Source organism: Lacrimispora sinapis, assembly GCF_043633585.1.
In the GTDB taxonomy this organism is placed as follows: Bacteria; Bacillota; Clostridia; order Lachnospirales; family Lachnospiraceae; genus Lacrimispora; species Lacrimispora sinapis.
On sequence record NZ_CP141832.1, the window covers coordinates 658,459 to 682,642 of the forward strand.

Here is a 24,184-nt window from a genome sequence, read left to right on the forward strand (position 1 = left end):
TTTTTCAGACTACATATAAAATGTTTATCTTATGTTACAAGATGGAAAAGTGATTGTCAAATCCGGATCGTCGTATCTCCGGTTGAAAAAAGTCATATGTACCAAAAATATGTTTGCTTTATTTCGGGGATAAGACGGATATGGATTTGGATTTTTTGATTTGCCGGGTGATTTTTTGTGCAATCTGCTGTTTTTTATTTTTCTCATTTTTTAATGGATTCCGGGACTGAATATGTGGTTTTCTCCCCAAAAAGGCAATAAAAAGGGAACCTGTTTCTGCGAAAAGCAGGTTCCCTTCTGTGATAAAAAAATCCGCTTTTTTGGTTATTTTTCCAGTGCCTCGCACAATGCGGTCAGTGCGAGAGCCTGTCCGTAAGCCATGGGCATGATCAAAATATTTTTATAGTGTTCGGCTGTCATACCGATGCCGGTTCCGGCGGATACATTTAATACCGTTCCGTCATCGGATATATTATCGCAGATCCCGTCGATGGCCCGGTCGGCGGCTTTTTTATAGGACTCGTCGAGAATTCCGGCTTTTACCCCTCGTAAAAGACCGGCTGCGATGGCGGCGGAACCGGAAACCTCTTCGTAGCTGGTGCTGTCATTGAGAACGGTATGCCAAAGGCCGGAGGGTGCCTGGAGTTTTAAGAGAGCCTCAGCCTGAGCTTTAAAGGTATCAATGAAATAGGTCCGTACGCCTTCGTTCAGTTCTTCGCTGCAGTTGTCAATGAATTCCATGATGCCGTAGGTGAACCAGGAGTTTCCTCTGCACCAGAAGATACCTCCGAAATTATCTCTTCGGTCAAAACGGAAGCCATGGTGGAATAGTCCGGTCTCTTTGTCAAACAGATATTTGATGTGGACCAGAAACTGATGAATGGCTTCGTTCTTCCAGTCCGGGCGGTCCAGTTGATTGGCTATGTTGTTTAAGAAAAGAACGGACATAAACAGTGTGTCCACCCAGAGCTGGCCTTCATTTAATGCCACTCCGTTCCGGTCGCCGATGGCGCTGGTCACATGCTGGAAGCCGTTGTCCGGAGTTTTAGGAAGTTCCTGGATCAGCCAGTCGGCCCGTTTCTCACAAAGCCCTTTGTAATCCTCGGATTGTTCCAGTTTTTCATAGAGATAGGACAAGGGGAGAAAGGGAGCCGTGGTGTTGATGTTTTTGGAGGGAAGTCCTTTTTCCATATGTCCGCGGTACCATTTTTCAAAAAATGGCAGATAGCGGCCGTCCCCATAAAAGTCCTGAAGCTTATAAAGCCCGTATAATCCCACTCCCTGGGGCCAGTCCCATTCTTCGATACCGAAATCTCTCTGGATAATGCCTTTTTTTGTATCGTTCTGGCTGACGGTACGGTCCTTGTCGTAATCGCTGCCGCCTAAGTTCATGAGTTTTTCTACCACTAAGTGGATTTTTTCAAGTAACTGTTCGTTTGATTTCATGGTTTCTCTCCTTTGGCACGTGTTTCCTGTTTTATTTTGTGCGTTTCAATATATTCGGTCGGCGTAAGGCCGGTAAACCGCTTGAATACCTGGCTGAAGTACTGGGGATTGCTGCCAAAACCCACTTGTCGGGCAATTTGTTTTACATTGTCATTTTGATAAAACCTCATCAGACGAATGGCTTCTTCCATCCGTTCTTTGTTTAAGTAGTCGGAAAAGCGCATTCCCTCCTCTTTTATGAACTGCTTGCTTAAATATCCCACACTGACGAACAGATAATTCTCTGCCAGCCATTTTAACGACAGATTCTCAGAGTCTAAGTGATCTCTGATATAGGATTTTAAAAGCGCAATGTTGGAGCCGTTTTTGTGGGAATTGGTGCCGTCTGTTTTTTGGACCATGACCACCAGCAAAAGTGTTTTGATGTCCTTTACCGTAGTACAGGAATAAAGGCGCCTGAAAAAATCACAGGCAGCGTCCGACGGCAGCTTTTCCTGTTCCCTGCTGCTTTGCAGAAACAGACCGAGAGCCAGATTTCTGGCGCTGGATACGGGCATGGAATCCATAAAAACCGAGTCCAGTAGTTTTGCAGCCTGTACGGTGTTTTCTGCGGAAGTGATGGAATCCTCCAATTGGCTGATCCTCCACGGGGAGGCAATGTGGTTCTTGATCTCATGGGAGATGCCCCGGTCCCCAAGAAGAAGGATTTTCTCAAACCGGGAAATTTTTGATATTATAGTTTGAAACAATTTTTCCGTGGATTCTTTATGGATAAACTCGGTTTCAAAGGTGACGGACTGGCCCGGATATTTCAGTTCCAGAATCTGCCGGCTCAATTCTTCCTGCAGGGCCAGGGTGGAGGCAGGGAAAACCAGCACCGCCGTGTTTTTTACATACAAAATGGAAAATTGCAGAGGAATCCGGGCACAGTCCAGGATTCTTCTTACATCGGCGGCAAAGTTTTTTAAGTAGTTTTCTTCCACAAAGGAGCAGATACAGGCATAAAGGCAGTCCTTTGGAAAGCATAAAAATCCCTGATATTTGCGGAACACCGGAGAAAAGGAGTCCTGATGTTCCAGTGCTTCCATAATAAAGCTTTGTTCCAGGGGAACGTGCAGGGTATTAAGGAAATGTTTCTGCTGGAGTCTCCGGTTTTCTTCCTCCTTCAGCCGTTCTTTTTGGATGGATACCAGAGAATCAATCAGCTCATTTTTGTCGGTGGGCTTTAAGAGATAGTAGCGGACTCCGTACTTCATTGCCTGCTTGGCATATTCAAAGTCATTGTATCCCGAAAGCAGGACAAAGGTGATTCTGGAATCGGATTTTATGGAACGGCTGATTAAATCCAGACCGTTTAGGATGGGCATCCGGATGTCTGTGATCACCACATCCGGGTAATCGTCACAAATAATATCATAAGCCTCCATACCGTTTTTGGCCGCAGCGATCAGCTCATAGCCAATGGATTCAAAATCAATCATCTGGGAGAGGGCTTCTCTTATAATCTGTTCGTCATCTACGATCATCAGTCTCAGCATATCATTCCTCCTGTTCCTTGGGAATGGACAGCATGACCACTGCCTTTCCGCCTTCGTTGTAAAAGTTCAATCCGTATTGGTCTCCGTAAAGCAGTTTTAGCCGGGAGTTGATGTTTAAAAGGCCTACTCCGGAGCCTTGGGGCGTGATTTCCCTGTTCTTTATTTTCTGAAGCAGATCCTCTTCAAACCGGGAACCGGTATTGGTGACCGAGATCCGGTAATTCATCTCCATTTCCTTAATGATGACCCGTATCCGGCACAGCTCGTCCGTGTCCTCCATAGCGTGCTTGAGTGCGTTTTCCACCAGAGGCTGGATGCAAAGCTTTGGTACGCAAATCCGGGAAATATTCTCGGGAGTTTCCAGTTCAAAATGAAGCCTGTCTTTGAAGCGGATCTGCTGGATGCGGATATAGTTATCCAGTACCTTTAATTCTTCAGACAGGGGAATCCTGTCCTTTTGGTCTGCAATGGAAGCACGGAACAAATTCCCCAGAGAGCGGACCATTACAGAAATGTCCTCCGCTCCGTATTTCTGGGCCATCCAGTTGATGGTATCCAGCGTATTGTATAAAAAGTGCGGATTGATCTGCTGCTGGAGCATCTTGATGGTGGAATCCCTGACGAGAAGCTGCTTGTCATAATTCTCATCCCGCAGGACCTTTACGCTGTGGGTCATCTCATCAAAGCTGCGGTGAAGCTGACCGATTTCATCCTGACGGTTCTGATAATCGTAGCATTTTACATCACAGGCAGGAAGTTCCCCGCTTCCAAAACACTGTATCTTTTCAATCAGATAGTCCAGATGTCGGAATATATGGCGGAAAATCAGGTTCACGCAGACCGCAGTGGCCAGAATGATGCAGAGGGTAAATAGAAAAATTTGCATGGTGACCAGACGGATTCGGTAAAATAACGGATCATAATCCCTGAAATAGAGGTAATCCCAGCCCACATATGGCACATGGCCGTTGATGATAAATTCTTTGTTGCCGCTTAAAGTGGCAATGGAATAGGAATTTCCCTGCTTTCTATTAGTTGCAATCAGCTGGTTGCAGTATTTATCGTGAAAGGGGGCGGCAGGATAAATCCGCTTGTCTCCGGATATCAGGATGAACTTGGAATTTTCTGCAAGGCTGCCGGAATTATTTAAGCCGTCTTCAATCATTTTATCCATATCCACGGTGATATAGAGTTCTGCCAGCTTCTTTAAGCTTAAATACTTCAGTTTCAGAATCTGCCTGGCACATACCGTATTGGGACCTGGGGCGATTCCGGACGCCCAGATGGATCTCCCTTTTAAAGATTCCAGACTTTGATCCAGTTCTTTGATGTTGAATTTCAAGATTTCATCAGAGCTTCCCATACAGATGTTTGAACCGTCGGACAGTACGATGTTGATGGATTTGATGTAGCTGCTTCGGTACATATAGGGGTAAAGCTGTTCATATATATCTCTGCGGGCGGCGGAACGGCGGTTGCTGTAAGGATTTTCCGAAAGGAACGCCAGGTTATTTTGGATGACCTTGTCCCCGATCAAGTTGTCTGATATGGTTTCCACCATCTTCATTTCCGATTCCAGATAAGTGGTCACATGGTTTAAGGAATTTGCATTGGTACGGTAAAGTTCCTCATGATACCGGGAGGTAAGTATCTTGAGGCTGAGAGCAAAGGTGATACAAAGTGCCAGCACCTCCAGCAGAAATACCGTGAGGACCTTCTTATATAAAGACAGGTTGTTGAACCAGATGGTACACCGACTCATAGACATACGTCCTTTCTTCCTGGGGCGTGTCTGGACACCCATAGGTTTTGCTGGGGTGTGACACACATATAAAACATACAGTGTTCAGACCTTATACATTTATATTATATAGTAAAAATGTAAAAAAATAAATTGAAAAAAGTCAAAAAGTAACAATAAGATGTTTTTTTAACCATAAAAAGCTATATTTTAACTTTACTGTTGTGCATATTTGACATATCATGAGATTATCATAAATCAATTAAGAGGGAGGTTTTATTATGAGAAAAAGATTTTTACCGGCAGTACTTGCAGCACTTTTGGCAGCAGTTTCTTTAGCTGGCTGCGGTTCTAAACCAGAGAACACAGACACCCAGACCACCGGTGCGGCCAGTGCGGCTGAGACGACCAAGGCGGCCCCGGATACCCAGGCAGCATCCGGGGACAAGATTACTTTAAATCTCACCTGGTGGGGGAACCAGACGAGAAATGATGTAACAAAAAAAGCGGCAGATTTGTATATGAGCCAGAATCCCAATGTGGAGATCAAGGTGGAATTTACCGACTGGTCCGGTTACTGGGATAAGCTTTCCGCAATGGCTGCAGGCGGCAATATGCCGGATATCGTACAGATGGACTATTCCTATTTGACCCAGTACCAAAAGAGCGGACAGCTTGCCGATTTGTCGGAATACATCACAAGCGGTCTCATTGATACCTCCAAAATTCCGGAGAGCATTATTGAAAGCGGTTCCATTGACGGCAAATGCTATGCCATCAGCTTAGGAAGCAACGCTCCGATGATGGTATATGACAAGGCAATTGTAGAAAAAGCAGGAGTTACCATTCCGGAACAGCCGACCATCGAGGAATTATATGACATATCCAAGACAATATACGAAAAGACAGGAACAAAAACCTATTTCGACGGCGGGATCAACATGATGCAGATCATTGCCAGAACCAATGGGTCTCAACTGTTTGATGAGCTGAAGGAGGGCAAAGAGGATTCCATGAAACTTCATTTTGCCAATGTTGAGAAGTTTGCAAAAGCTGAATTCAGCATTTCCGCAGACCTTCTTGCAGAGAAAAACCCTGATGTTGTGGAGACGAAGCCGATTATTGATTCCACCACCTGGAATGACTTTTTATTCTCCAACCAGTACATCAGCGTTTCCAGCACGGCAGGCAGGGAACTGGGAATCACCATGTATCCCACCACAACGGATGCAAAAACGCAGCCAATGTATTTGAAACCAAGCCAGTTCTTCTCCATCTCAGAATCTTCCAAGAACAAAGAAGAAGCAGCAAAGTTTATTGACTGGTTTGTAAACAGCACAGAGGCCAATGATATTCTTCTTGCTGAAAGAGGAATTCCCATCAATTCAACCGTAGCAGATGACATCAAACCTAAGGCAGATGCAGTTTCCCAGCACGTGTTTGACTTCATTGCAAAGGTTTCTGAAATCGCAACACCAATTGATGCACCAGATCCGGCAGGCAAAGGAGAAGTGGAAGCATTAGCAAAGACCGTTGTGGAAGCAATCCGTTACGGCGATGCAACGACGGATGAGGCGACGGCTCAGTTTGTACCGGAAGCCAAGCGCATCCTGGAAGAAGCGGCAAAATAGCAGTTAGACATTCTGGAGGGGATAAGATGAAGAACAATCAAATGACCCCGAAAAGAAAAGAATCATTGGTTCGGGCATTGAATCGACCGAAGGTTGCAGGATATATCTTTATCCTGCCCTTCATGATAGGATTTTTAGCTTTCCTGGCCATTCCGATGATTTTATCTTTAGGGTTTTCATTCACCAGATACAACATTTTGGAGTCACCGGTTTTTATAGGTCTGGAAAATTACAAAACCATGTTTACAGCGGACCCTAAATTTTGGAAGGTTTTTGGCGTAACCATGTACTATGTTCTGTTTTCGGTTCCTCTCCGGCTGCTCATGGCTCTTGCGGTAGCCATGCTGCTGGTAAAAAGTACAAAGCTATCCGGTTTTTACAGGGCCGTTTATTATTTGCCCTCCATCATTGGTTCCAGTGTTGCGGTGGCGATTCTATGGAAGCGTATGTTTGCCAGTGACGGTGTGATCAATGCACTTTTAAAAATCGTGGGTCTTCCTTCTGACATTGCCTGGCTTGGAAGGATGGATACCGCCATCTGGACTCTGATCATACTGGCAGTTTGGCAGTTTGGTTCCTCCATGCTGATATTTTTGTCCGGTTTAAAGCAGATTCCGGTCAGCCTTTATGAAGCAGCCACCGTAGACGGAGCCAATGGAATCCAGCGGTTCTTTAAGATTACGCTTCCCATGCTGACACCCAGCATCTTCTTTAATCTGATCAACCAGCTGATCAACGGATTTATGGCATTCACCCAAAGCTACATCATCACTCAGGGAAAACCCAGGGACACGACTTTGTTCTATACCGTATACATGTACCAGAATTCTTTTACGTACAACAAACTGGGGTACGGCTGTGCGATGGCCTGGTTTATGGTACTGGTAGTGGGTCTGTTGACTCTGGTACTGTTCAAGACCCAGAAAAAGTGGGTATATTACGAGGCAGAAGGGTGATGAATCATGAAGACAGGATATAAAGAAAAAAGAAATGCCATCACAGTGATATATCATGTATTTACGTTTTTCTTCGCTTGTGTTATGATATATCCGCTTGTATGGATGGTAATGAGTTCCTTTAAAAATACCAATGAGATATTCCGTACTGCAGCCAGCCTTATTCCGGAAGCCTTTTCCCTTGACAATTACAAGGTGGGCTGGAAAGGCTTTGCAGGCTACGGGTTTGCAACCTTTTTCAAGAATTCCTTTATCATTGCCGGTCTTTCCACCGTCGGTGCCGTTGTATCCTCTGCCATCGTCAGCTATGGATTTGCCCGCATTGATTTTAAATGGAAAGGCTTTTGGTTCGCATGTATGCTGCTTTCCATGATGCTTCCGTTCCAGGTCATCATGATTCCCCAGTACATCATCTTTAACAAGCTGGGCTGGGTAGGCAGCTATCTTCCGATCATCGTACCGCAGTTTTTCGGTCAGGGCTTTTTTATTTTCTTAAATGTACAGTTTATCAAGGGAATTCCCATTGACTTAGATGAAGCGGCCAGAATGGACGGCTGTTCCATATATTCCATCTTTATCCGTATCATATTGCCGCTTATAAAACCATCACTGGTCACAAGCGCAATTTTCTCCTTCATGTGGAGATGGGATGATTTCCTTGCGGCCTTGCTCTACCTGAGTGATCCGTTAAAATATCCGGTCAGCTATGCGCTAAAGATGTTCTCTGATCCGACCGCAGGTTCTGACTGGGGAGCCATGTTTGCAATGGCGACCTTATCCCTGATTCCCATATTTGTGATTTTCTTAACAATGCAGAAGTATCTGGTAGAAGGAATCGCCTCCACAGGAATTAAGGGCTAATTACGGCTTTTTAGGCGGGAGACCAGCTTTATGCGGTTTCCCGCCTTTTTAAAATATACAAAGAAGGCGGAATGATATATGAATCCTATTAGAAACCGATTAAAGGCAGCAGCAGATTCCCTGAAAGAGCTGTGCTATTGCGGCTTGACCCGTGTGGAACCGGTGATGGTAAATCAGGGGAATTATGAATTCGGGGAACAGTTTGACAGCAGTACTCTCGAATGGTCAGCCTATGGAACGGATGAGACCTGGGGCGGAACCGACCGCCATTTCTGGTTTATGGCACGTGTTACCATTCCTGATGATTTTAAAGGTACCCAGGTAAGGGCCATATTAAATACGGGAGCTACGGATATCTGGAATACCGACAATCCCCAGGTCATGGTTTATCTGGACGGCAGGCTTTCCGGCACCATGGATATGAATCATCAGGATTTTATCCTGACGGAAGAAGCAAAAGGAGGAGAGCATTTTGAACTGGCATTCTACGCATATTCAAACAGTTCCGGGCTTACCAATTTCTTTCATCTGGAGATGGGAGCCTATCGGAAGGACGTTGCGGAATTTTATTACGATTTCGTGGTTCCCTTTGAGGCAGCCGATCTTTTGGAAGAGGACGATCTGGAACGGATCGACACCTTTCAGACATTGAATGAGGCGCTTGAGCTGGTGGATTTTAGACGCCCCGGTTCCGAAGCATTCCGTTTATCCGTCAGGGAGGCGGATGACTGGCTTTTGGAGCACTACTATAAGAACCGGCCGGAACATCCGGTGACCGTCCACAGCATTGGCCATACCCACATTGATGTGGCTTGGAAGTGGCCGTTAAAGCAGACCAGACAGAAGGCCGTCAGAAGTTTTCGCACCGTCTTGAATTTGATGAAACGTTATCCGGAATATAAATTCATGTCCAGTCAGCCTCAGCTTTACGAGTTTGTGAAAGAGGAAGCTCCGGAGCTGCTTGAAGAGATCAGGGAAAAAATCCGAGAAGGCCGCTGGGAGACAGAAGGAGCCATGTGGCTGGAACCGGACTGTAACCTGGCCTCCGGGGAATCCCTGGTCCGCCATATCCTCTATGGAAGAAGATTCTTTGAAAAAGAGCTGGGAGGACAGGCCAACGAAGTACTGTGGCTGCCCGACGTCTTTGGTTACAGCGCCGCCATTCCGCAGATCATGAAGCAGTCCGGACTGCCGTATTTCATGACCACCAAGCTTGGCTGGAACGAATTCAACCAGTTTCCAAATGATGTGTTCCGCTGGAGAGGGATCGACGGGAGTGAAGTGCTCACTTACTTAATCAGCACCAGGGATTACTTAAAAAAGAATGAGCCGGAAAAGAATTTCAGCACCACGTACAATGGAAGACAGGACGCCAAACAGATCATGGGAACCTGGCAGAGATTCTTAAACAAGGATGTGAGCAAAGAAGTGCTGACCTGTTACGGTTATGGAGACGGCGGCGGCGGCCCGACCGAAGAAATGCTGGAGCAGAGCCGCCGTCTGGAACGGAGTGTAGCCCGCGCCCCCAAGACCAAACAGACCTTTGTAAAAGAGTTTTTCCACATTCTGGAGGAAAATTTGGATCAGAAGCGGCTTCCCGTCTGGGATGGAGAATTATATTTAGAAACCCATCGGGGCACTTATACCTCCATGGCAAAGAATAAAAAATACAACCGCACCTGCGAATTCTTAAACGGGGACGCTGAATTTTACTCCGTTCTGGATCTGCTCCTTACAGACGGCTCAGAGTATCCGTCGGAAGCATTGGAGAAGAACTGGAAACTTCTGCTTTTAAACCAGTTCCACGATATACTTCCCGGCTCCGCTATCAAAGAAGTGTATGAGGATTCGGAAATCCAATACCAGCAAATCATACGGTCAGACCGTGAGATCATCGACTGCCGTATGGACCGCCTGCTTTTGGCTGCCGGCTGTAAACGGACGGAAGAAGGAGGGAATGGGCTTGCCGTGTGGAATACCGTAAGTTTTCCAAGAACCGGGATTGTAGAACTTGACCATCCGGTGAAAAATCCTGGTCTTTTGTCTCAGGAGACGGCAGAAGGCAGAGTCCTTTATCTGGCAGAACAGGTGCCTTCTAAGGGATATCAGGTGTTTCAAGAGGGCAATGCTGTCTTCAGTGGTGATCCGTCAGCGGTATTTTTAGAATATGAAGCGGATGGTGACCAAAGACCGGTCCGGCTGATGACTCCCTATTATGAAGTGGAATTTGGCCCGGATGGAACACTGACCAGACTTTATGACCGGATGGAAGAACGAAATCTGTTAAAGGCTGGCACAAAAGGCAACGAACTTCTGGTATACGAGGACCGGCCTTTGGAGTATAATGCCTGGAACATTGACGCGTCCTACCGGGAAAAGGGATGGCAGATCGACCAGGTGACAGAAGCACGTCTTTTGGAGAATGGACCGGTGAGAGGCTCTATCCTCATAAAAAAGCGGTTTATGGATTCCGAAGTGGAGCAAAAGCTCTGTTTTTATAAGCACACAGCAAGAATTGATTTTAAGACTAAAATCAACTGGAACGAGCATCAGATGCTGTTAAAGGCAGCATTTCCCCTGGATATTCATTGCAAGGAGGCCAATTACGACATCCAGTTCGGCAATGTAAGCCGTCCCACCCATGAGAATACCACCTGGGATCAGGCCAGATTTGAAGTATGTGCTCACAAATGGGCGGACATCTCCGAACCGGGATACGGAGCCGCACTTTTAAATGACTGCAAGTACGGCTATGACATCCATGATTCCGTAATCCGTCTGACCCTGTTAAAATCAGGAATTTTCCCCAATCCGGATGCAGATCAGGGAGAGCATACCTTTACCTATTCCCTGTATCCTCACAAAGGAGATTTCCGTTCGGGTGGTGTTGTGCGGGAAGCCTATGATTTAAACTGCCCGCTGCAGGCAGCCGCTGTCACAGGAAATAAGCCGGTTTCCTATTCCTTCCTCTCCATTGAAGAGGAAAATGTACTGGCAGACACGGTAAAATATGCGGAAGACGGAGACGGGATCATTGTCCGCATGTATGAAACCTATGGGAAACGGACGAAAACTCATGTGACATTTGCAGAAACCGGAGCAGCCGCATATGTGGAATGTAACTGTCTGGAGGAAGAAAAAGAACCCCTTTCGCACAAAAATGGAACGCTTGTAATTACACTGAAACCTTATGAAATAAAAACCATAAAATTAAAAAGACAGGGACGAAGATAATTGGAAGATTAAAAGTAAACCACCTGACAACGCCAATGGGGGACTGGAGGGAGACGCCTGTGTGTTCCTGGACGGTCCATGAATCCACGGGGAAACACCTAAAAAGCCGAACAATCTGCAAGAAATGAAAAATCTTGTCCTGGATTTTGCAACGATTGCATAGTCACCTCTCTCCATATGGAATATAATGGTCTTGTCTGAGGAACGGAAAAAACAAATCTGCATATAGCTGGAGAAATTGAAACATCACATGTTTGAAACGCTTTGTGATCTCTCTTTCTCCAGCTTTTTTCAATGGAAGTGGTTCTTCATTGCATATTTTCACGATAATACAAATTACACATTCAAGAAAATCTGCATAAAATATTATAATATCCTTAAAAGTTTTAAGGAATAACTCATAAAAATTCATATGGAGCCGGCAGAATGAAAAAAAGATTAATTATTTTTACGGACAGCGGTGACACAATTATCGACGAAAGTACTGAAATTCGCAATGAAAAAGGAATTGTAATCCATGCAAAACTGATTCCAGGTGCCGGAGAGACTTTAAAGGCCCTTTATGATGCCGGATATACCATAGCAATGGTGGCAGATGGGAAGGAACAGTCCTTTGAAAACGTTTATAAGGAGAATGGACTTGGGTATTGCTTTCATACCAGGACCATTTCTGAAACCGTTGGGGTCCAGAAGCCTTCCGGGCGGATGTTTCAGGATGCCATGGATCAGAACCATCTCACAGAAAAGGATAAGAAGCGGGTGGTGATGATTGGCAATAATATAAGAAAGGATGTTGCAGGAGCCAACCGTTTCGGGATCACCTCCATACTTTTAGACTGGTCGCCCCGTTATGATATGACACCGTCTGATGACTCACAAAAGGCGGACTATATCATTCACGAGCCAAGAGAGCTTCTGGCTCTGGCCAACCGTCTGGAGGAACAACTGAACAAGCACTGGATTGAATAAATAAGAGGGGGTGCACGATTATGAAACGTAGAAAGAGTAAGACAAAGGTACAAAGGATGCCGTTTAAGATGTACATACGCAATTCCTGGCAGCTGTATTTGATGCTGCTGATTCCCATAGTCTATATGCTTTTGTTTCGTTATAAGCCAATGATCGGAGGCATCATAGCCTTTAAAAAATTCAACGTGTTTGCGGGGATCTGGAACAGTCCCTGGGTGGGACTGGCAAATTTTAAAGAAGCATTTGGTTCCAAAGATTTTTGGAGTGCTTTGGGAAATACCCTGATTTTAAATGCCGGTGATTTGATTCTGGGATTTCCGGTACCGGTACTGATTGCCGTATTTCTCTTTGAAATCCGCAACAAGTGCATAAGAAAGGCCACGCAGACCATTCTGTATCTGCCCAACTTTCTATCCTGGGTCATCATTGCAGGAATCATTACCCAGTTGTTTTCCACCAGCGGCCTTGTCAACGATTTGATCCGTAAGACAGGGCTTTCCGAAGTGAATTTTCTCAGCGATCCATTGATCTGGAGATTTGTCTACTGGATCTCTGGAATCTGGCAGTCTGCCGGTTATTCCCTGATTATTTATCTGGCCGCACTGACCGCTGCAGACCCGTCTCTTGGCGAAGCTGCTTACATTGACGGTGCCACCAGATTGCAGAGGATTGCCCACGTAACCCTTCCTCAAATCCGGCCCACCATTTCCATTATGCTGATCATGCAGCTTGGCAAGATCGTTTCCATTGATTTTGACCGCCCTTACATGATGGGCAATACCCTTGTAAAAAGTGTTTCCGATGTTATCAGTACTTATGTGTATCATGTGGGGCTTCAGGCCGGCCGGTTTGACTTTGCTACTGCAGTTGGCTTATTCCAGTCCATAGTCGGAATCATCCTGATCTTGTCTGTGAATCAGATTTCCAAAAAGATGGGAGAGGAGGGAATCATGTAATGAATGGATTAAAGAGCAAAGCAGACCGAAGATTTCAGCTATTCTGGAACACATTTTTTATCGTAATCAGTATTGCAGCGTTGGTTCCCATTATCCGGGTGGTGTCCATGTCCTTCAGCTCCAAGGATGCAATTCTGGCGGGAAAGGTATTCCTTTCTCCGGTTCAGTTTACGACAGAAGCGTATGAAAGGGCATTTCTAAGCGGAAGCTTTCTCTTCGCATTCATTTATTCCATATTTTTAATGCTTGGCTCCACGGTGGTCAGTATCATTATGACCGTTCTTGCGGCCTATCCCCTTTCCAAACGGAATTTAAAGGGCGGTGTATTTCTCATGACACTTTTTGTACTGACCATGTATCTGGACCCTGGGATCATTCCCAAGTATTTGAATGTAAAGGATTTTAAGATGATTGATACATTCTGGGCCCTGATCATACCGGAGGCATTGAGTGCCTATAACATGATTATCCTGTGCACTGCTTTCAAAGGAATTGATTCCTCTCTTTATGAGGCGGCCAAAATTGATGGCTGCAATGAGTTCCAGACCTTATTTAAAGTGGCGCTGCCTCTGGTTTATCCTACCCTGGCCACCCTTGCCCTGTTCTATGCGGTAGGCAGGTGGAACCGGTTAAGTGATGTTCTCTATTATGTGAATTCTTCCAGTCTTTACACGGTACAGATGGTTTTAAAACAGCTCATTGAATCGGTAAAGATATCCCAGGAAGAAGGAATCACATCTCAGCTTGTGGCGGATAATATCAAGTCTGCAAGCATTGTTATCTCTATGACACCAATGGTTATTACCTATCCGTTTATTCAGAAATATTTTACAAAAGGGATTATGCTTGGTGCAGTAAAAGGCTGATTATTTTAGTTGGATAAGAAGGAAATAGTAAAGGAGAAGATTGCATGAAAAAAGTGAAATTTTTGAAATGCGGGATGGCGGTCCTTACCGCAGCAGCGTTAATAACCGGCTGCAGTTTGGGCAAAGAAACGGCTGGTGCCACCGCGGCAGACGGTGAGGGAACCATTAAAGTTATGGTCTGGGACAGAGGTGATGCGGCTCCTGGTACAACGGTTGAGAAAAACACCCAGACAGAGTGGATAAGGAAACAGATGAAGGAAAAGTATAACATCAATGTGGAATATATATCTGTTCCAAGGGCTTCGTCGGATGATAAACTGAATATTATGATGTCCGGCGGAAGTGCACCGGATATTGTATTTACCTACAATCAGAGTATTTTTTATAACTTTGCCAAAAATGGGGGTCTGGCAGATTTAACACAGGCATATGAAGCCTATGGACCAGACATAAAAAAATACGTGTCAGATGTACAGAAGATGGGGCAGATTGAAGGGAAGCAGTTTGGAATTGTAAAGCAAAGAGGGGTGGAAGCGCCCAAACATACTGCTTATATCCGCAAGGATTGGCTGGAAAAGCTGGGAATGCAGATGCCAAAGACCAAGAAAGAATTAGAAACTTATCTGCAGGCGGTAAAGGATAAAAATCCAGGCGGCGTAAGCGAGGTGATTCCCTGGGCAATGAGCGGCCGCAATGATACTGAAAAAGGCTATTTAAACTTTGTTGGCTCCTATGTTGATCTGAAAGAGGATCGGGAGGCTTACGTTTACAGCGATGCCTATATGGCTGTTGCCCCGGGAGCAGTCGAGGGCATTAAAAAATTAAATGAGTTTTATTACAAAGGTCTTATTACAAAGGATTTTGCTACGGATACCAATGAGGATATCTACAAAGCAAAGATATCAGCAGGCGATGTGGGATTTTTCCTAGATGATTCGGAGCGTCCATGGGATTATATCACCATTATGAATCAGACACTAGGCGCAAAAAACACCTTTGTCCCGGTCCAGTGTTTTGAACTGTCCGATGGCTCTTACCGCACTCCTTTTGAGCAAAGATACGGTATGTTTCTTATGGTTCCCAAGACAAGCGAAAAGAAAGTGGAAGCCTGTATGAAATATTTAAACTGGCAGGCGGACCCCCAGGTGGCAGAGAATATTGTATACACTGCCGAACACAAGCGGGATGAAAATGGGGTTCCCATCAAATTGTCCAGTGAAGAACTTGCTTCCAGGGGTTATCCCGGAACCTGTGATGACTTGAACCTTGTAAATCTGTCTATGGACTGGACCAGGAGCAAAGATGCCATTGTATCCAAGTGGTATAAAGATCAGTCGGTGGACTGGGCAGACCCGGAGTGGTTCTCCAACTTCTACGATATACGTGCAGAAGGAAAGTTCCGTTACCCGGTAGATTCCTATATTTCACAGGCAGAGGCCGATTACGGACTGAATGTTGAGAAAATGATGATTGAATATGTCTATCAATTAATCAGCTGTTCTCCCGATGAGTTTGACCGTTTCCAGGAGGCAGAGTATAACAACCTTGTAAATGCAGGGCTGCAGAAGATTCTTGACGCGAGAGCAGAACATTATGACAGTATGAAAAAGTGAGGTTTTAAATATTTTATTATAGCAGAGGAATGGGGAAATTTGCAATTCATGAAATGGAGGAAGTGAAATGGAGGAAGCCGGCAGGAGTATGCCTGCCGGCTGAGTATGAAAAAAAGTCTATATAAAAGGTCTTTCCGGCCTGTTTACAGATTTCAATATAAAGGACAATTGTGTTTTTATTTTGATGAAAATGTGAAGAGTTTGTGAAGGCTTAGTTTTTAAAACAAACAGAAATGTTTTAAAAAGACAGAATTATGCGGTAGAAATACCCGTTGATTTTTGGGAAAACCATCTGAGAATGACGTAAAATGGATTATATTGAAAAAATATAAAAAATGGAGTACCGTAGGATTGGGGAAATACGGCACTCCTAAGAAGAGTTATATAAATTATAACGCAAGAAAATGTTTAAGTAAAGTAAAATAAGTGAATTTTTGTTGTTTTGTCAAAAGTTTTTGTTAATAAAGCTTATTTAAGAGTATAAAACATGAATATGCATGTTTGCTTTATATTGCCATTATATTATATTAATTTCTTTAAATCTTCTGCTCATAACAGAAATACAGGTGCATAAACTATACCATATGCTCCATTTGAAACCGGCAGGAGGCAGTTACATGGAAAAGATACTGGACGATGGATATTATGACCTGATCATCAGCAATGCGGTTGTACCAACTTATAATACGGGGGATAACATTACACCGCTGAACGAAATAAATTCTTTGCTGCATTTACGGAAGGATTCCATGGAACCTTGCGATCTGGGAGAATATCCTTATCATATGTTTCCGGCCTTATATACTTTGGAATCGACGATCTGCGGGAATATCCCCCATATGAAAGCAGCTCAGGAAGTGCCGGAGATGGGATTGGGTGGAAGAGGAGTGATTATCGGCATCGTGGATACTGGTATCGACTATCAGCATCCTGCCTTTATGTATAATGACAGCACCACCAGGATCATTTCTATTTGGGATCAGACGAAGTTTGGCGGTACGCCTCCCAGAGGCTTCACCTTTGGCGCAGAATATACCAGGGAGCTTCTTAATTTTGCCCTGATATCCGATGATCCTCTCGCCATGGTTCCTACGGTGGATGAGGTAGGCCATGGAACGGCCATTGCCAGCATCATCGCAGGGCGTCCAAACGAAGAGATCGGCTTTGCTGGTGTGACTCCGGAAGCAGATATGGTAGTAGTAAAGTTAAAAGAAGCAAAACGGAATCTGAAAACATTGTTTTCAGTTCCGGAAGATGCCTTATGTTTTCAGGAATCTGATATCATACTGGGCATACGCTATGTGGTTGGTGTGGCTCAAAGGCTGAACCGTCCGCTGGTCATTTGCCTGGCAGTCGGAAGCAGTCAGGGAGGTCATGATGGAAAGGGACCTTCCAGTATGTATCTGGACTATCTGGTGGAATTACCAAAGACCAGTGTGGTGGTATCTGCGGGAAATGAGGCCAACAGTCGGCGGCATTATTACAACAACACCGAGACAGGACCGTTTTACAACAGCTTCCAGCTCACGGTAGGGACCAATGACCGAAAGTTCTTTATGGAAATCTGGCCATACATACCTTCCAGACTTTTTATTGAGATCACAGCTCCCACGTTTGAATCCTCTCAGGTAATGGACCCCTCCATAAATGGAAGCTGCCAAAAGCTCACCTTTCAAACCGTAAGGACGGAAGTCTGGATCAATAATATATTTTTTGAAGAAGAAACCGGAGAACAGCTGATTTTGCTGCGGTTTCAGAATGCAGCCCCTGGAACCTGGTATTTTCGGATCGGAAGTGTCAGCGATGAACCGTTTTCCTTCCATTGCTGGCTTCCATCCGGCAATTTGATTTCAAACGAAACATTTTTTCCTGACTCCGATCCGAATACGACCATTACCGCCCAGGGCGATGCCACAAACCCTTTGACTGTTGCTGCGTATAATCAGCAAAACGGAGAGATTCTCCCCGAATCAGGCAGGGGCTATACCAGACTGGGGCAGGTAAAACCGGATATCAGCGCACCTGGCTACCGGATTCCCTGTGCCATTCCAGAGAACCGTTACGGGACTATCACCGGAACAGGGGCCGCCGCCGCTCATACTGCGGGAGTTGCTGCCATGGTCATGGAATGGGCTTACAGCAAGGGAAATTATACTGCTGTTACAGGAAACCAGGTCAACCGTCTGCTCGTCAGAGAAGCAAAGCGGACACAGGATGAAACGTTCCCCAATCAAATATGGGGGTATGGAATACTCGATGACGATGAGGTATTCCGGCGGCTGCTGGACCTGTGACGCCAGAGCGGTCTGAGACTTGCGGCAGGCACTTACTTGCTGTGCTTCAGCTCTTTCCGGATTCGTGGTTTGATTCCCCGCCGCTTCATCTCAGCCAGGATGCTGTCGAATTCTCCGGGGGGAGCAGGCGGGGGCTGAATTTCCCTGCTGGCAGATTCCAACTGGTCAAATTCATCAGCCCAATGTTTTTCACATTTTTTTTCTCGATGCTTCAAATTATCACCTCCCAGAAAATTATATAACGATTGTAAAGCCGTACTGTATCAAAAAATACATGAAAATATTTCCATTTTCTATGAAGTACTGCTATTGAGTGTTTGCCCTCCGAACATGCACTGACAGCGAAAGAAATAAGAAAGACCGGCTGGAATCGTTATGAATTTCTTCCTATTTAAATGGAGTGAGGGAGGAAGCTGGTTTTTTAAAAGTAAAAAACACCGGCAATTCTTGTATCTACAAGAAATCCCGGTGTTCTTACCAATTATTGATTATGCGGGTAACAGGACTTGAACCTGCACGGTCTCCCACCAGAACCTAAATCTGGCGCGTCTGCCAATTCCGCCATACCCGCTGACAACAATATAGATAATACCATCGGAAGAAGAAATTGTCAACAATTATGAGGGGAAATCTGATCCGGACAAGATGGGAGAGAAGGCAGGGAATAAAAAAGCGGATTCTATGGTCAGAATCCGCTCCTTCTACAACAAACATGAGACACCGGGGATTCGAACCCCGGACAACTTGATTAAAAGTCAAGTGCTCTACCACCTGAGCTAGTATCCCATACTGGGCTAGTTGGATTTGAACCAACGAATGCAGGAGTCAAAGTCCTGTGCCTTACCGCTTGGCGATAGCCCATGAAAACGTCTTGATAAAAAAAAATTCCCTAAAAGGGAAAGGTGAGTACAGGGATTCGAACCCTGGGCCTCCAGAGCCACAATCTGGCGCGATAACCAACTTCGCCATACCCACCATAATTCCACATCTTTGGTTAATGATGTGAAACGAGCCTGAAGGGATTCGAACCCCCGACCCACGGCTTAGAAGGCCGTTGCTCTATCCAACTGAGCTACAGACTCAAAAGCGGGTGATGGGAATCGAACCCACGTATCTAGCTTGGAAGGCTAGTGTTCTACCATTGAACTACACCCGCAAAGGCAATCGAGAAAAACTTGTCTATCTCAGTTTTATCTCAGTCGGGGTGACAGGATTCGAACCTGCGACCTCCTGGTCCCAAACCAGGCGCTCTAGCCAAGCTGAGCCACACCCCGAAGGTATTTCGCGTCTTTTGTTTCTTTGCTTTTTCGCAACGCAAGAGTTATTATATATGATGGCTATGGTTTTGTCAACAATATTTTAGAAAAAATTTCAAATTCATTTTTTGTCTTGTATTTACGGGATTTTTTTGGATTTTGCCCCTGAAATGGGAGGAGCCGGCAGAAACAAATTCGATGTTCCTGCCGGCTGAGTATGAAAAATAAAAAGTCAATATTAAAAGGGTGGGGTTCCTTTACATTTATTAGTATATCTGGAAAATGTGTCGGAAGTTTGACCAGGCCATAAACATTTCATAAAGATTCGAAAGGAATTATAAGAAATAATTAAAATAATAGGAAGATTTGCTTTTTGTGACCAAAAACCCTGTTTTTTCGTCTTTTTTTCTAAAATGTACAAGCAGAGCCTGGTAAATTTATTAAGAATTCTTTGGGTTTCTTTCAGTTCCTTTAATCCGCTATACATTTGTAGTCCCGCATGGTATAATTCACCTCGTCACCAGAAATGAAATTGTATAAAAGGAGTGATTATTATGAGAAGAAAAAATTTGTTGGCAGTAATTGCTGCAGCTATGACCGTTATGATCGCAGCTACCGCCTGTGGAGCAAAAGATAATACAAAGCAGCAGGAATCATCCAAAGAAGCAGCGGCTACTGCAGCAACAACAGAATCAAAGGCAGAGGCTGAAAAAACGTCTGAAGCAGCATCTGAAAGCGGAGAGACCGAGGAGGCAGAAAGCGAAGAGACAACCGCTTATGTGCAGAAAACAGCCGGTGATGCCGGAAGCATTACCTCTGGTGTATTTACCTCCAAATCCGGTAAATACCAGATTACCCCTCCGTCTGGCTGGAGTGTGGATGAAGACGGAGATGAGAGCAACGCAGCATTTACCTCTCCAAACGGCAAAGACATTTTGGAGGTTACCTATGTGGAAGGGGAAGATGCGGACGGAGCACGTGAGGTTTATCCTGAAAGCATGGAGGAGTACAAAAATCTGGTGAGCCGGGGAGATGATATGGAATTTGTCCGTTACGAGGTAAAGAACGGGGCAAATGGAAGCCAGACATTCCGTTATGCAATCCGTTATACAAATCCAAAGGATGGCATCCGGTATTATACCATTTCCGGTTCTTATGACGCGGCGGCTAAGAAATACATCAGCGCTGCAGGTTCCATTGAATCGGAAGACAATGCAGTGGTCGACCAGGTCGAAGCTGCCCTTGATACATTAAAACTGAAATAACTGGGTTTATGTAAAGAACAGCCGCTGCAAAGTTGCAGCGGCTGTTTTTTACAGTTTTATAAGGATTCCGTTCAGGAGTCCGGCATCCTCTTCCTGATGCGTGCTTATGATGACCAGCTTATCCTTGGTGCATTCCAGGATGCGGCGGATCACCATCCGTTTGGTATCTTCGTCAAGTCCGGTAAATGGTTCATCCATGATGATCATCTCCGATGGGACCCATAAGGCTCTTGCGATGGCCACCCGGCGCTTCATGCCTCCGCTTAACGTGGATACGGGCCGGGATAAGGATTCCTCCGGCAGGAACTTTAAAAGGGCTTGCTTTGCCAGCTTTCGGGTCTCTTTGGAAGCCCCGGCAGTTACCATAGTAAGGTTGTCGATAGGAGTAAACGCTTCACAAAGGCAGTTTTCCTGAAAGACAGCGGCAGTTTTTATGCCGGTTATCCCCTCCGTATGGCCGGAATCTGCGTTTTCCAGTCCCAGAAGGATTCGGAAAAATGTGGTTTTCCCCGATCCCGATGGTCCCATCAGGCAGTAGATGTTTCCCGATCGAAGGGTGAGATTTACACCGGTGAGGACCTTCAGATTCCCGAAAGCTTTGGATAAATTTCTGATATTGACCTCCATGTATCAGTCCTCCTGTCTTCTTTGGAGAAAACAGCCCGGAGCAGCCATGGCCAGCAGCCTCAGAAACAGAGCTTCAAACACAGCACTGATGCCAATGATGACCAGCGTCCAGGCAAATAAATCCGCTGTGCCCAAGTAAATCTTTGCCATATACAGCTTTTCTCCGATGGAATGGCTGGGAACTCCGATGACTTCCGCAGCGATGCCGGATTTAAAGCTCATGCCCAGAGCCACCCGGCAGCCGCTGATGAGATAAGGAAGCAGGGCAGGGCGGTAGATGAAAAGAAGCTTTTTCTCTGGCGTCATGCAAAAAACCTTTGCCATCTCAAGCAGGTTTTGGTCGGCACTTTTTATTCCAGCCATGGTATTGATATATATAATAGGAAATACCACCAGAAATGCGATGAAGACAGAAAGGTTCTCAGACCCAATCCAGATCAGTGCCAGTATAATGAAAGAAGCAACGGGAACGGATTTTAAAATGGTGATTACCGGCTCCAAAAAGTCTTCCAACAGAGGGAAACGGCAGGCAGCCCCTCCGGTCAGGATTCCGGCGGCAAAAGCAAGAAGAAATCCCAGACTGATTTTTCCAAAGGAAAAGGCGATGGTTTTCCAAAAGTCTGCCATGAGAGCCTGGGCAAACAAAGCACGGACCACTTTAAAAGGACCTGCCAGGAGGATGCCGTTGGATAAGACCATGCTTACCGCCTGCCACAGCAGGAGCCAGAAGAGGATCATACCGGTCCTTTTCAACCGGAGAAGGGCTGCTTTCATAGGTGTCTCCTTCCTGTTAGAAACGAACTAGGGCATGTAATAGAAGCTGTCCTCCGGAAGGGTGCCGCCGATGGAGGACGGTTCCATGTCGAAAAGGACGTTTAAGTATCCGCTTAAAAGAGATTTCATTTTCTCTCCATCCACATAGGTAATGCTGCAGTAGGGAATGGCCTTTTCTGCAATGGGAGCTTTTTCAATAATTCCGGCAGATACCACCAGAGCTGCTGCTTCTTTTTCATTGGCATTGACATAGTCCACAGACTTTTTATGCTCTGCCATAAAAGTATCAACGGCTTCTTTATGGTCCTTTAACACTTCGTTCCGGCAGATGGTAACGCCTGTGACAAGACTTCCGCCGTCGTCTCCTGCCTTAGCATCCCATTCCTTTGTTAAATCAAGAACGATTTTAAGGCTGTCATTCTGTGCCAGGGCAGCTGTTACAAAAGGCTGGGGCAAAAGACCTACAGCTTCCGGTTTTTCTTTCAGGACAGAAGCCACTTCGGCTGCCTCGGATTTATATTCCAGAGTCACATCATCGGTTGTCAGGCCGTTTGCCTTCAATACATGCTGCAGAGCATAATCAGGAGTGGTTCCCTTTCCGGTTAAGTAAACAGTCTTTCCTTTTAAATCCGCCGTGGATTTGATGGAGCCGTCTCCGGAGATTCCGTAGAGGACCCCAAGGGTGTTGATGTCAAGGACGGTTATGTTCCGGTTGGTTTTTGTATAGAGAATAGAAGCCATATTGGCAGGCACCAGGGCCACATCCAGATCGCCGCTCACGATTTTTCCAAGAAGTTCGTCTGCTGCTGTCACCATGGTAAATTCATAACTGCCTTCGGCGTTTCCCTTTTGAGACTTGTCCATCAATTCTACCAGTCCCATGGAGGTGGGACCTTTTAAGGAACCGACCTTTAAGGAATAGGTGTCATCTGCCTTCGCAGAGGATGAATCCGTTTTTGCTGTGGGTTTGGTATCCGGGGCGGTTTTTGCACTGTTTGCGTTACAGCCGGTCAGGACTGCAGCAGCCATTGTAAATGCCATTAGTATGGATATTGCTTTTTTCATAAGTTTCCTCCCTTTTTTGTATCTGTTTATAAGAATAAAATCCTCCGGAAAGGAGGTTTCAACAGGATCAGTATATCACCGTAAAGTCTCATTTGTCAAAATGTTGATGCAGATTTGGCGGGATTTGTGTTATACTGATTATAACCTGTATCATGCTTACTTGGCAGGAATGTGAAGGGAGAAAAACCATATGAATCAAGTATATGAAAAATTACAGAATTGTTTCAAGAGTGTCAGGGAAAAAACTGATTTTATTCCGGAAGTAGCTCTAATTCTTGGCTCCGGTCTTGGGGAATACGCAGAGGAGATCGAAGTGGCTGCGACCATTGATTATAAAGATATTGAAGGCTTTCCCGTATCGACCGTAGCCGGTCATAAAGGCAGATTTATCTTCGGTTATGTAAATAAAGTCCCGGTTGTCATCATGCAGGGACGGGTCCATTATTATGAAGGTTATCCCATGACCGATGTTGTGCTGCCCACCAGACTTATGGGGCTGTTAGGTGCCAAAACACTGTTACTGACCAATGCCTCCGGCGGAGTGAACAAAGAATATAAGCCGGGAGATTTCATGCTGATAAAGGATCATATCGCAAGTTTTGTCCCCTCCCCGCTGATTGGAGAGAATATCGAAGAACTGGGTGCCAGATTCCCGGATATGAGTGATATTTACCGAAAGGAGCTTCGGGCAATTATTAAGGAAGCGGCAAAGGAAGAAGGCGTGGACTTGAGGGAGGGTGTTTATATGCAGCTTTCCGGTCCGGCTTACGAGTCTCCGGCTGAAGTACAGATGTGCCGGATCCTGGGAGCGGATGCAGTGGGCATGAGCACTGCCTGCGAGGCTCTTGCAGCCAATCATATGGGAATGAAGGTATGCGGTATTTCCTGCATTACCAATATGGCCTGCGGGATTACGGACCAGCCCCTCAGCCACGCAGAGGTACAGGAAACGGCAGACCGGGTGGCATCGCTGTTTAAAAAGCTGATAACAGCTTCCGTCACAAAACTAGGTGAGAGATAAGAGGAGGACCGGCCAATGTGCCGGTTCTTTTTATGCCCTGCACAAAGTCCTTTGAGGAACCGGGAAGGAAA

Annotated in this window: 18 protein-coding genes and 7 tRNA genes; 11 read left to right on the forward strand and 14 right to left on the reverse strand. The window is 45.5% G+C overall.

What is annotated here, in order from left to right:
- Positions 1–324: 324 nt before the first annotated feature.
- The 3 genes from VIG27_RS03020 to VIG27_RS03030 are packed head-to-tail and all read right to left on the reverse strand — an operon-like array spanning position 325 to position 4,752.
- Positions 325–1,446: a glycoside hydrolase family 88/105 protein gene (locus VIG27_RS03020; protein WP_394525103.1), complete on the reverse strand. Its 1,122-nt coding sequence runs from the start codon at positions 1,444–1,446 to the stop codon at positions 325–327.
- Positions 1,443–2,984, reverse strand: coding sequence for a response regulator transcription factor (locus tag VIG27_RS03025; RefSeq protein ID WP_394525104.1), 1,542 nt, complete (start codon positions 2,982–2,984; stop codon positions 1,443–1,445). Before VIG27_RS03025 ends, VIG27_RS03020 begins: the two co-directional genes overlap by 4 nt.
- A 1-nt stretch (position 2,985) precedes the next feature.
- Entirely contained in the window at positions 2,986–4,752 is a 1,767-nt protein-coding gene (locus VIG27_RS03030; RefSeq protein WP_394525105.1) for a sensor histidine kinase, read from the reverse strand.
- Positions 4,753–5,006: 254 nt separating this feature from the next.
- Here VIG27_RS03030 and VIG27_RS03035 point away from each other — a divergent pair, with 254 nt between their 5' ends.
- The 9 genes from VIG27_RS03035 (at position 5,007) to VIG27_RS03075 (ending at position 18,105) form a co-directional block, all read left to right on the forward strand.
- The gene (locus VIG27_RS03035) at positions 5,007–6,356 is read left to right on the forward strand and encodes an ABC transporter substrate-binding protein (protein WP_394525107.1); all 1,350 of its coding nucleotides are present in this window, start codon (positions 5,007–5,009) and stop codon (positions 6,354–6,356) included.
- A gap of 26 nt (positions 6,357–6,382) precedes the next feature.
- A complete protein-coding gene (locus VIG27_RS03040; protein WP_394525109.1) occupies positions 6,383–7,312 on the forward strand; it encodes a carbohydrate ABC transporter permease in 930 nt (309 codons plus the stop codon).
- Between the two features lie 6 nt (positions 7,313–7,318).
- Positions 7,319–8,173: a carbohydrate ABC transporter permease gene (locus VIG27_RS03045; protein WP_394525110.1), complete on the forward strand. Its 855-nt coding sequence runs from the start codon at positions 7,319–7,321 to the stop codon at positions 8,171–8,173.
- Positions 8,174–8,251: 78 nt separating this feature from the next.
- Positions 8,252–11,407, forward strand: coding sequence for an alpha-mannosidase (locus VIG27_RS03050; protein ID WP_394525112.1), 3,156 nt, complete (start codon positions 8,252–8,254; stop codon positions 11,405–11,407).
- A gap of 426 nt (positions 11,408–11,833) precedes the next feature.
- Entirely contained in the window at positions 11,834–12,376 is a 543-nt protein-coding gene (locus VIG27_RS03055; RefSeq protein WP_394525113.1) for an HAD family hydrolase, read from the forward strand.
- A gap of 20 nt (positions 12,377–12,396) precedes the next feature.
- Positions 12,397–13,332, forward strand: a complete 936-nt coding sequence (locus VIG27_RS03060) for an ABC transporter permease (RefSeq protein WP_394525116.1) — start codon at positions 12,397–12,399, stop codon at positions 13,330–13,332.
- Complete coding sequence (locus VIG27_RS03065; protein ID WP_394525119.1) at positions 13,332–14,198, forward strand: carbohydrate ABC transporter permease; 867 nt, start codon at positions 13,332–13,334, stop codon at positions 14,196–14,198. The genes VIG27_RS03060 and VIG27_RS03065 overlap by 1 nt, the downstream gene beginning before the upstream one ends.
- 44 nt (positions 14,199–14,242) lie before the next feature.
- Positions 14,243–15,811: an extracellular solute-binding protein gene (locus VIG27_RS03070; protein WP_394525122.1), complete on the forward strand. Its 1,569-nt coding sequence runs from the start codon at positions 14,243–14,245 to the stop codon at positions 15,809–15,811.
- A gap of 617 nt (positions 15,812–16,428) precedes the next feature.
- A complete protein-coding gene (locus VIG27_RS03075; RefSeq protein WP_394525124.1) occupies positions 16,429–18,105 on the forward strand; it encodes a S8 family peptidase in 1,677 nt (558 codons plus the stop codon).
- A gap of 32 nt (positions 18,106–18,137) precedes the next feature.
- Here VIG27_RS03075 and VIG27_RS03080 read toward each other — a convergent pair whose 3' ends face one another.
- The 8 genes from VIG27_RS03080 to VIG27_RS03115 form a co-directional block, all read right to left on the reverse strand.
- Complete coding sequence (locus VIG27_RS03080; protein WP_394525125.1) at positions 18,138–18,320, reverse strand: hypothetical protein; 183 nt, start codon at positions 18,318–18,320, stop codon at positions 18,138–18,140.
- A 276-nt stretch (positions 18,321–18,596) separates the two neighbouring features.
- Positions 18,597–18,676 (reverse strand) — tRNA-Leu (locus VIG27_RS03085).
- A gap of 142 nt (positions 18,677–18,818) precedes the next feature.
- Positions 18,819–18,891 (reverse strand) — tRNA-Lys (locus VIG27_RS03090).
- A 3-nt stretch (positions 18,892–18,894) separates the two neighbouring features.
- Positions 18,895–18,966 (reverse strand) — tRNA-Gln (locus VIG27_RS03095).
- Between the two features lie 39 nt (positions 18,967–19,005).
- Positions 19,006–19,081 (reverse strand) — tRNA-His (locus VIG27_RS03100).
- A 32-nt stretch (positions 19,082–19,113) separates the two neighbouring features.
- Positions 19,114–19,187 (reverse strand) — tRNA-Arg (locus VIG27_RS03105).
- A 3-nt stretch (positions 19,188–19,190) separates the two neighbouring features.
- Positions 19,191–19,261: transfer RNA gene (locus VIG27_RS03110), tRNA-Gly, on the reverse strand.
- A 43-nt stretch (positions 19,262–19,304) separates the two neighbouring features.
- Positions 19,305–19,379: transfer RNA gene (locus VIG27_RS03115), tRNA-Pro, on the reverse strand.
- Positions 19,380–19,915: 536 nt separating this feature from the next.
- On the opposite strand from VIG27_RS03115, the gene VIG27_RS03120 reads away from it, so the two are divergent.
- Positions 19,916–20,626, forward strand: a complete 711-nt coding sequence (locus VIG27_RS03120) for a hypothetical protein (protein ID WP_394525127.1) — start codon at positions 19,916–19,918, stop codon at positions 20,624–20,626.
- 48 nt (positions 20,627–20,674) lie between these two features.
- Here VIG27_RS03120 and VIG27_RS03125 read toward each other — a convergent pair whose 3' ends face one another.
- Genes VIG27_RS03125 through VIG27_RS03135 form a run of 3 tightly spaced genes read right to left on the reverse strand, consistent with a single transcriptional unit; the run spans position 20,675 to position 23,092 of the window.
- Complete coding sequence (locus VIG27_RS03125) at positions 20,675–21,253, reverse strand: ATP-binding cassette domain-containing protein (RefSeq protein WP_394525130.1); 579 nt, start codon at positions 21,251–21,253, stop codon at positions 20,675–20,677.
- A gap of 3 nt (positions 21,254–21,256) precedes the next feature.
- Complete coding sequence (locus tag VIG27_RS03130) at positions 21,257–22,027, reverse strand: ABC transporter permease (protein ID WP_394525132.1); 771 nt, start codon at positions 22,025–22,027, stop codon at positions 21,257–21,259.
- A 27-nt stretch (positions 22,028–22,054) separates the two neighbouring features.
- Positions 22,055–23,092 (reverse strand): ABC transporter substrate-binding protein, encoded by a 1,038-nt coding sequence (locus tag VIG27_RS03135; RefSeq protein WP_394525133.1) that lies wholly within the window; start codon positions 23,090–23,092, stop codon positions 22,055–22,057.
- A gap of 190 nt (positions 23,093–23,282) precedes the next feature.
- Between VIG27_RS03135 and VIG27_RS03140 the strand changes: the two genes are divergently transcribed.
- Positions 23,283–24,113, forward strand: coding sequence for a purine-nucleoside phosphorylase (locus VIG27_RS03140; RefSeq protein ID WP_394525134.1), 831 nt, complete (start codon positions 23,283–23,285; stop codon positions 24,111–24,113).
- Positions 24,114–24,184 lie beyond the last annotated feature (71 nt).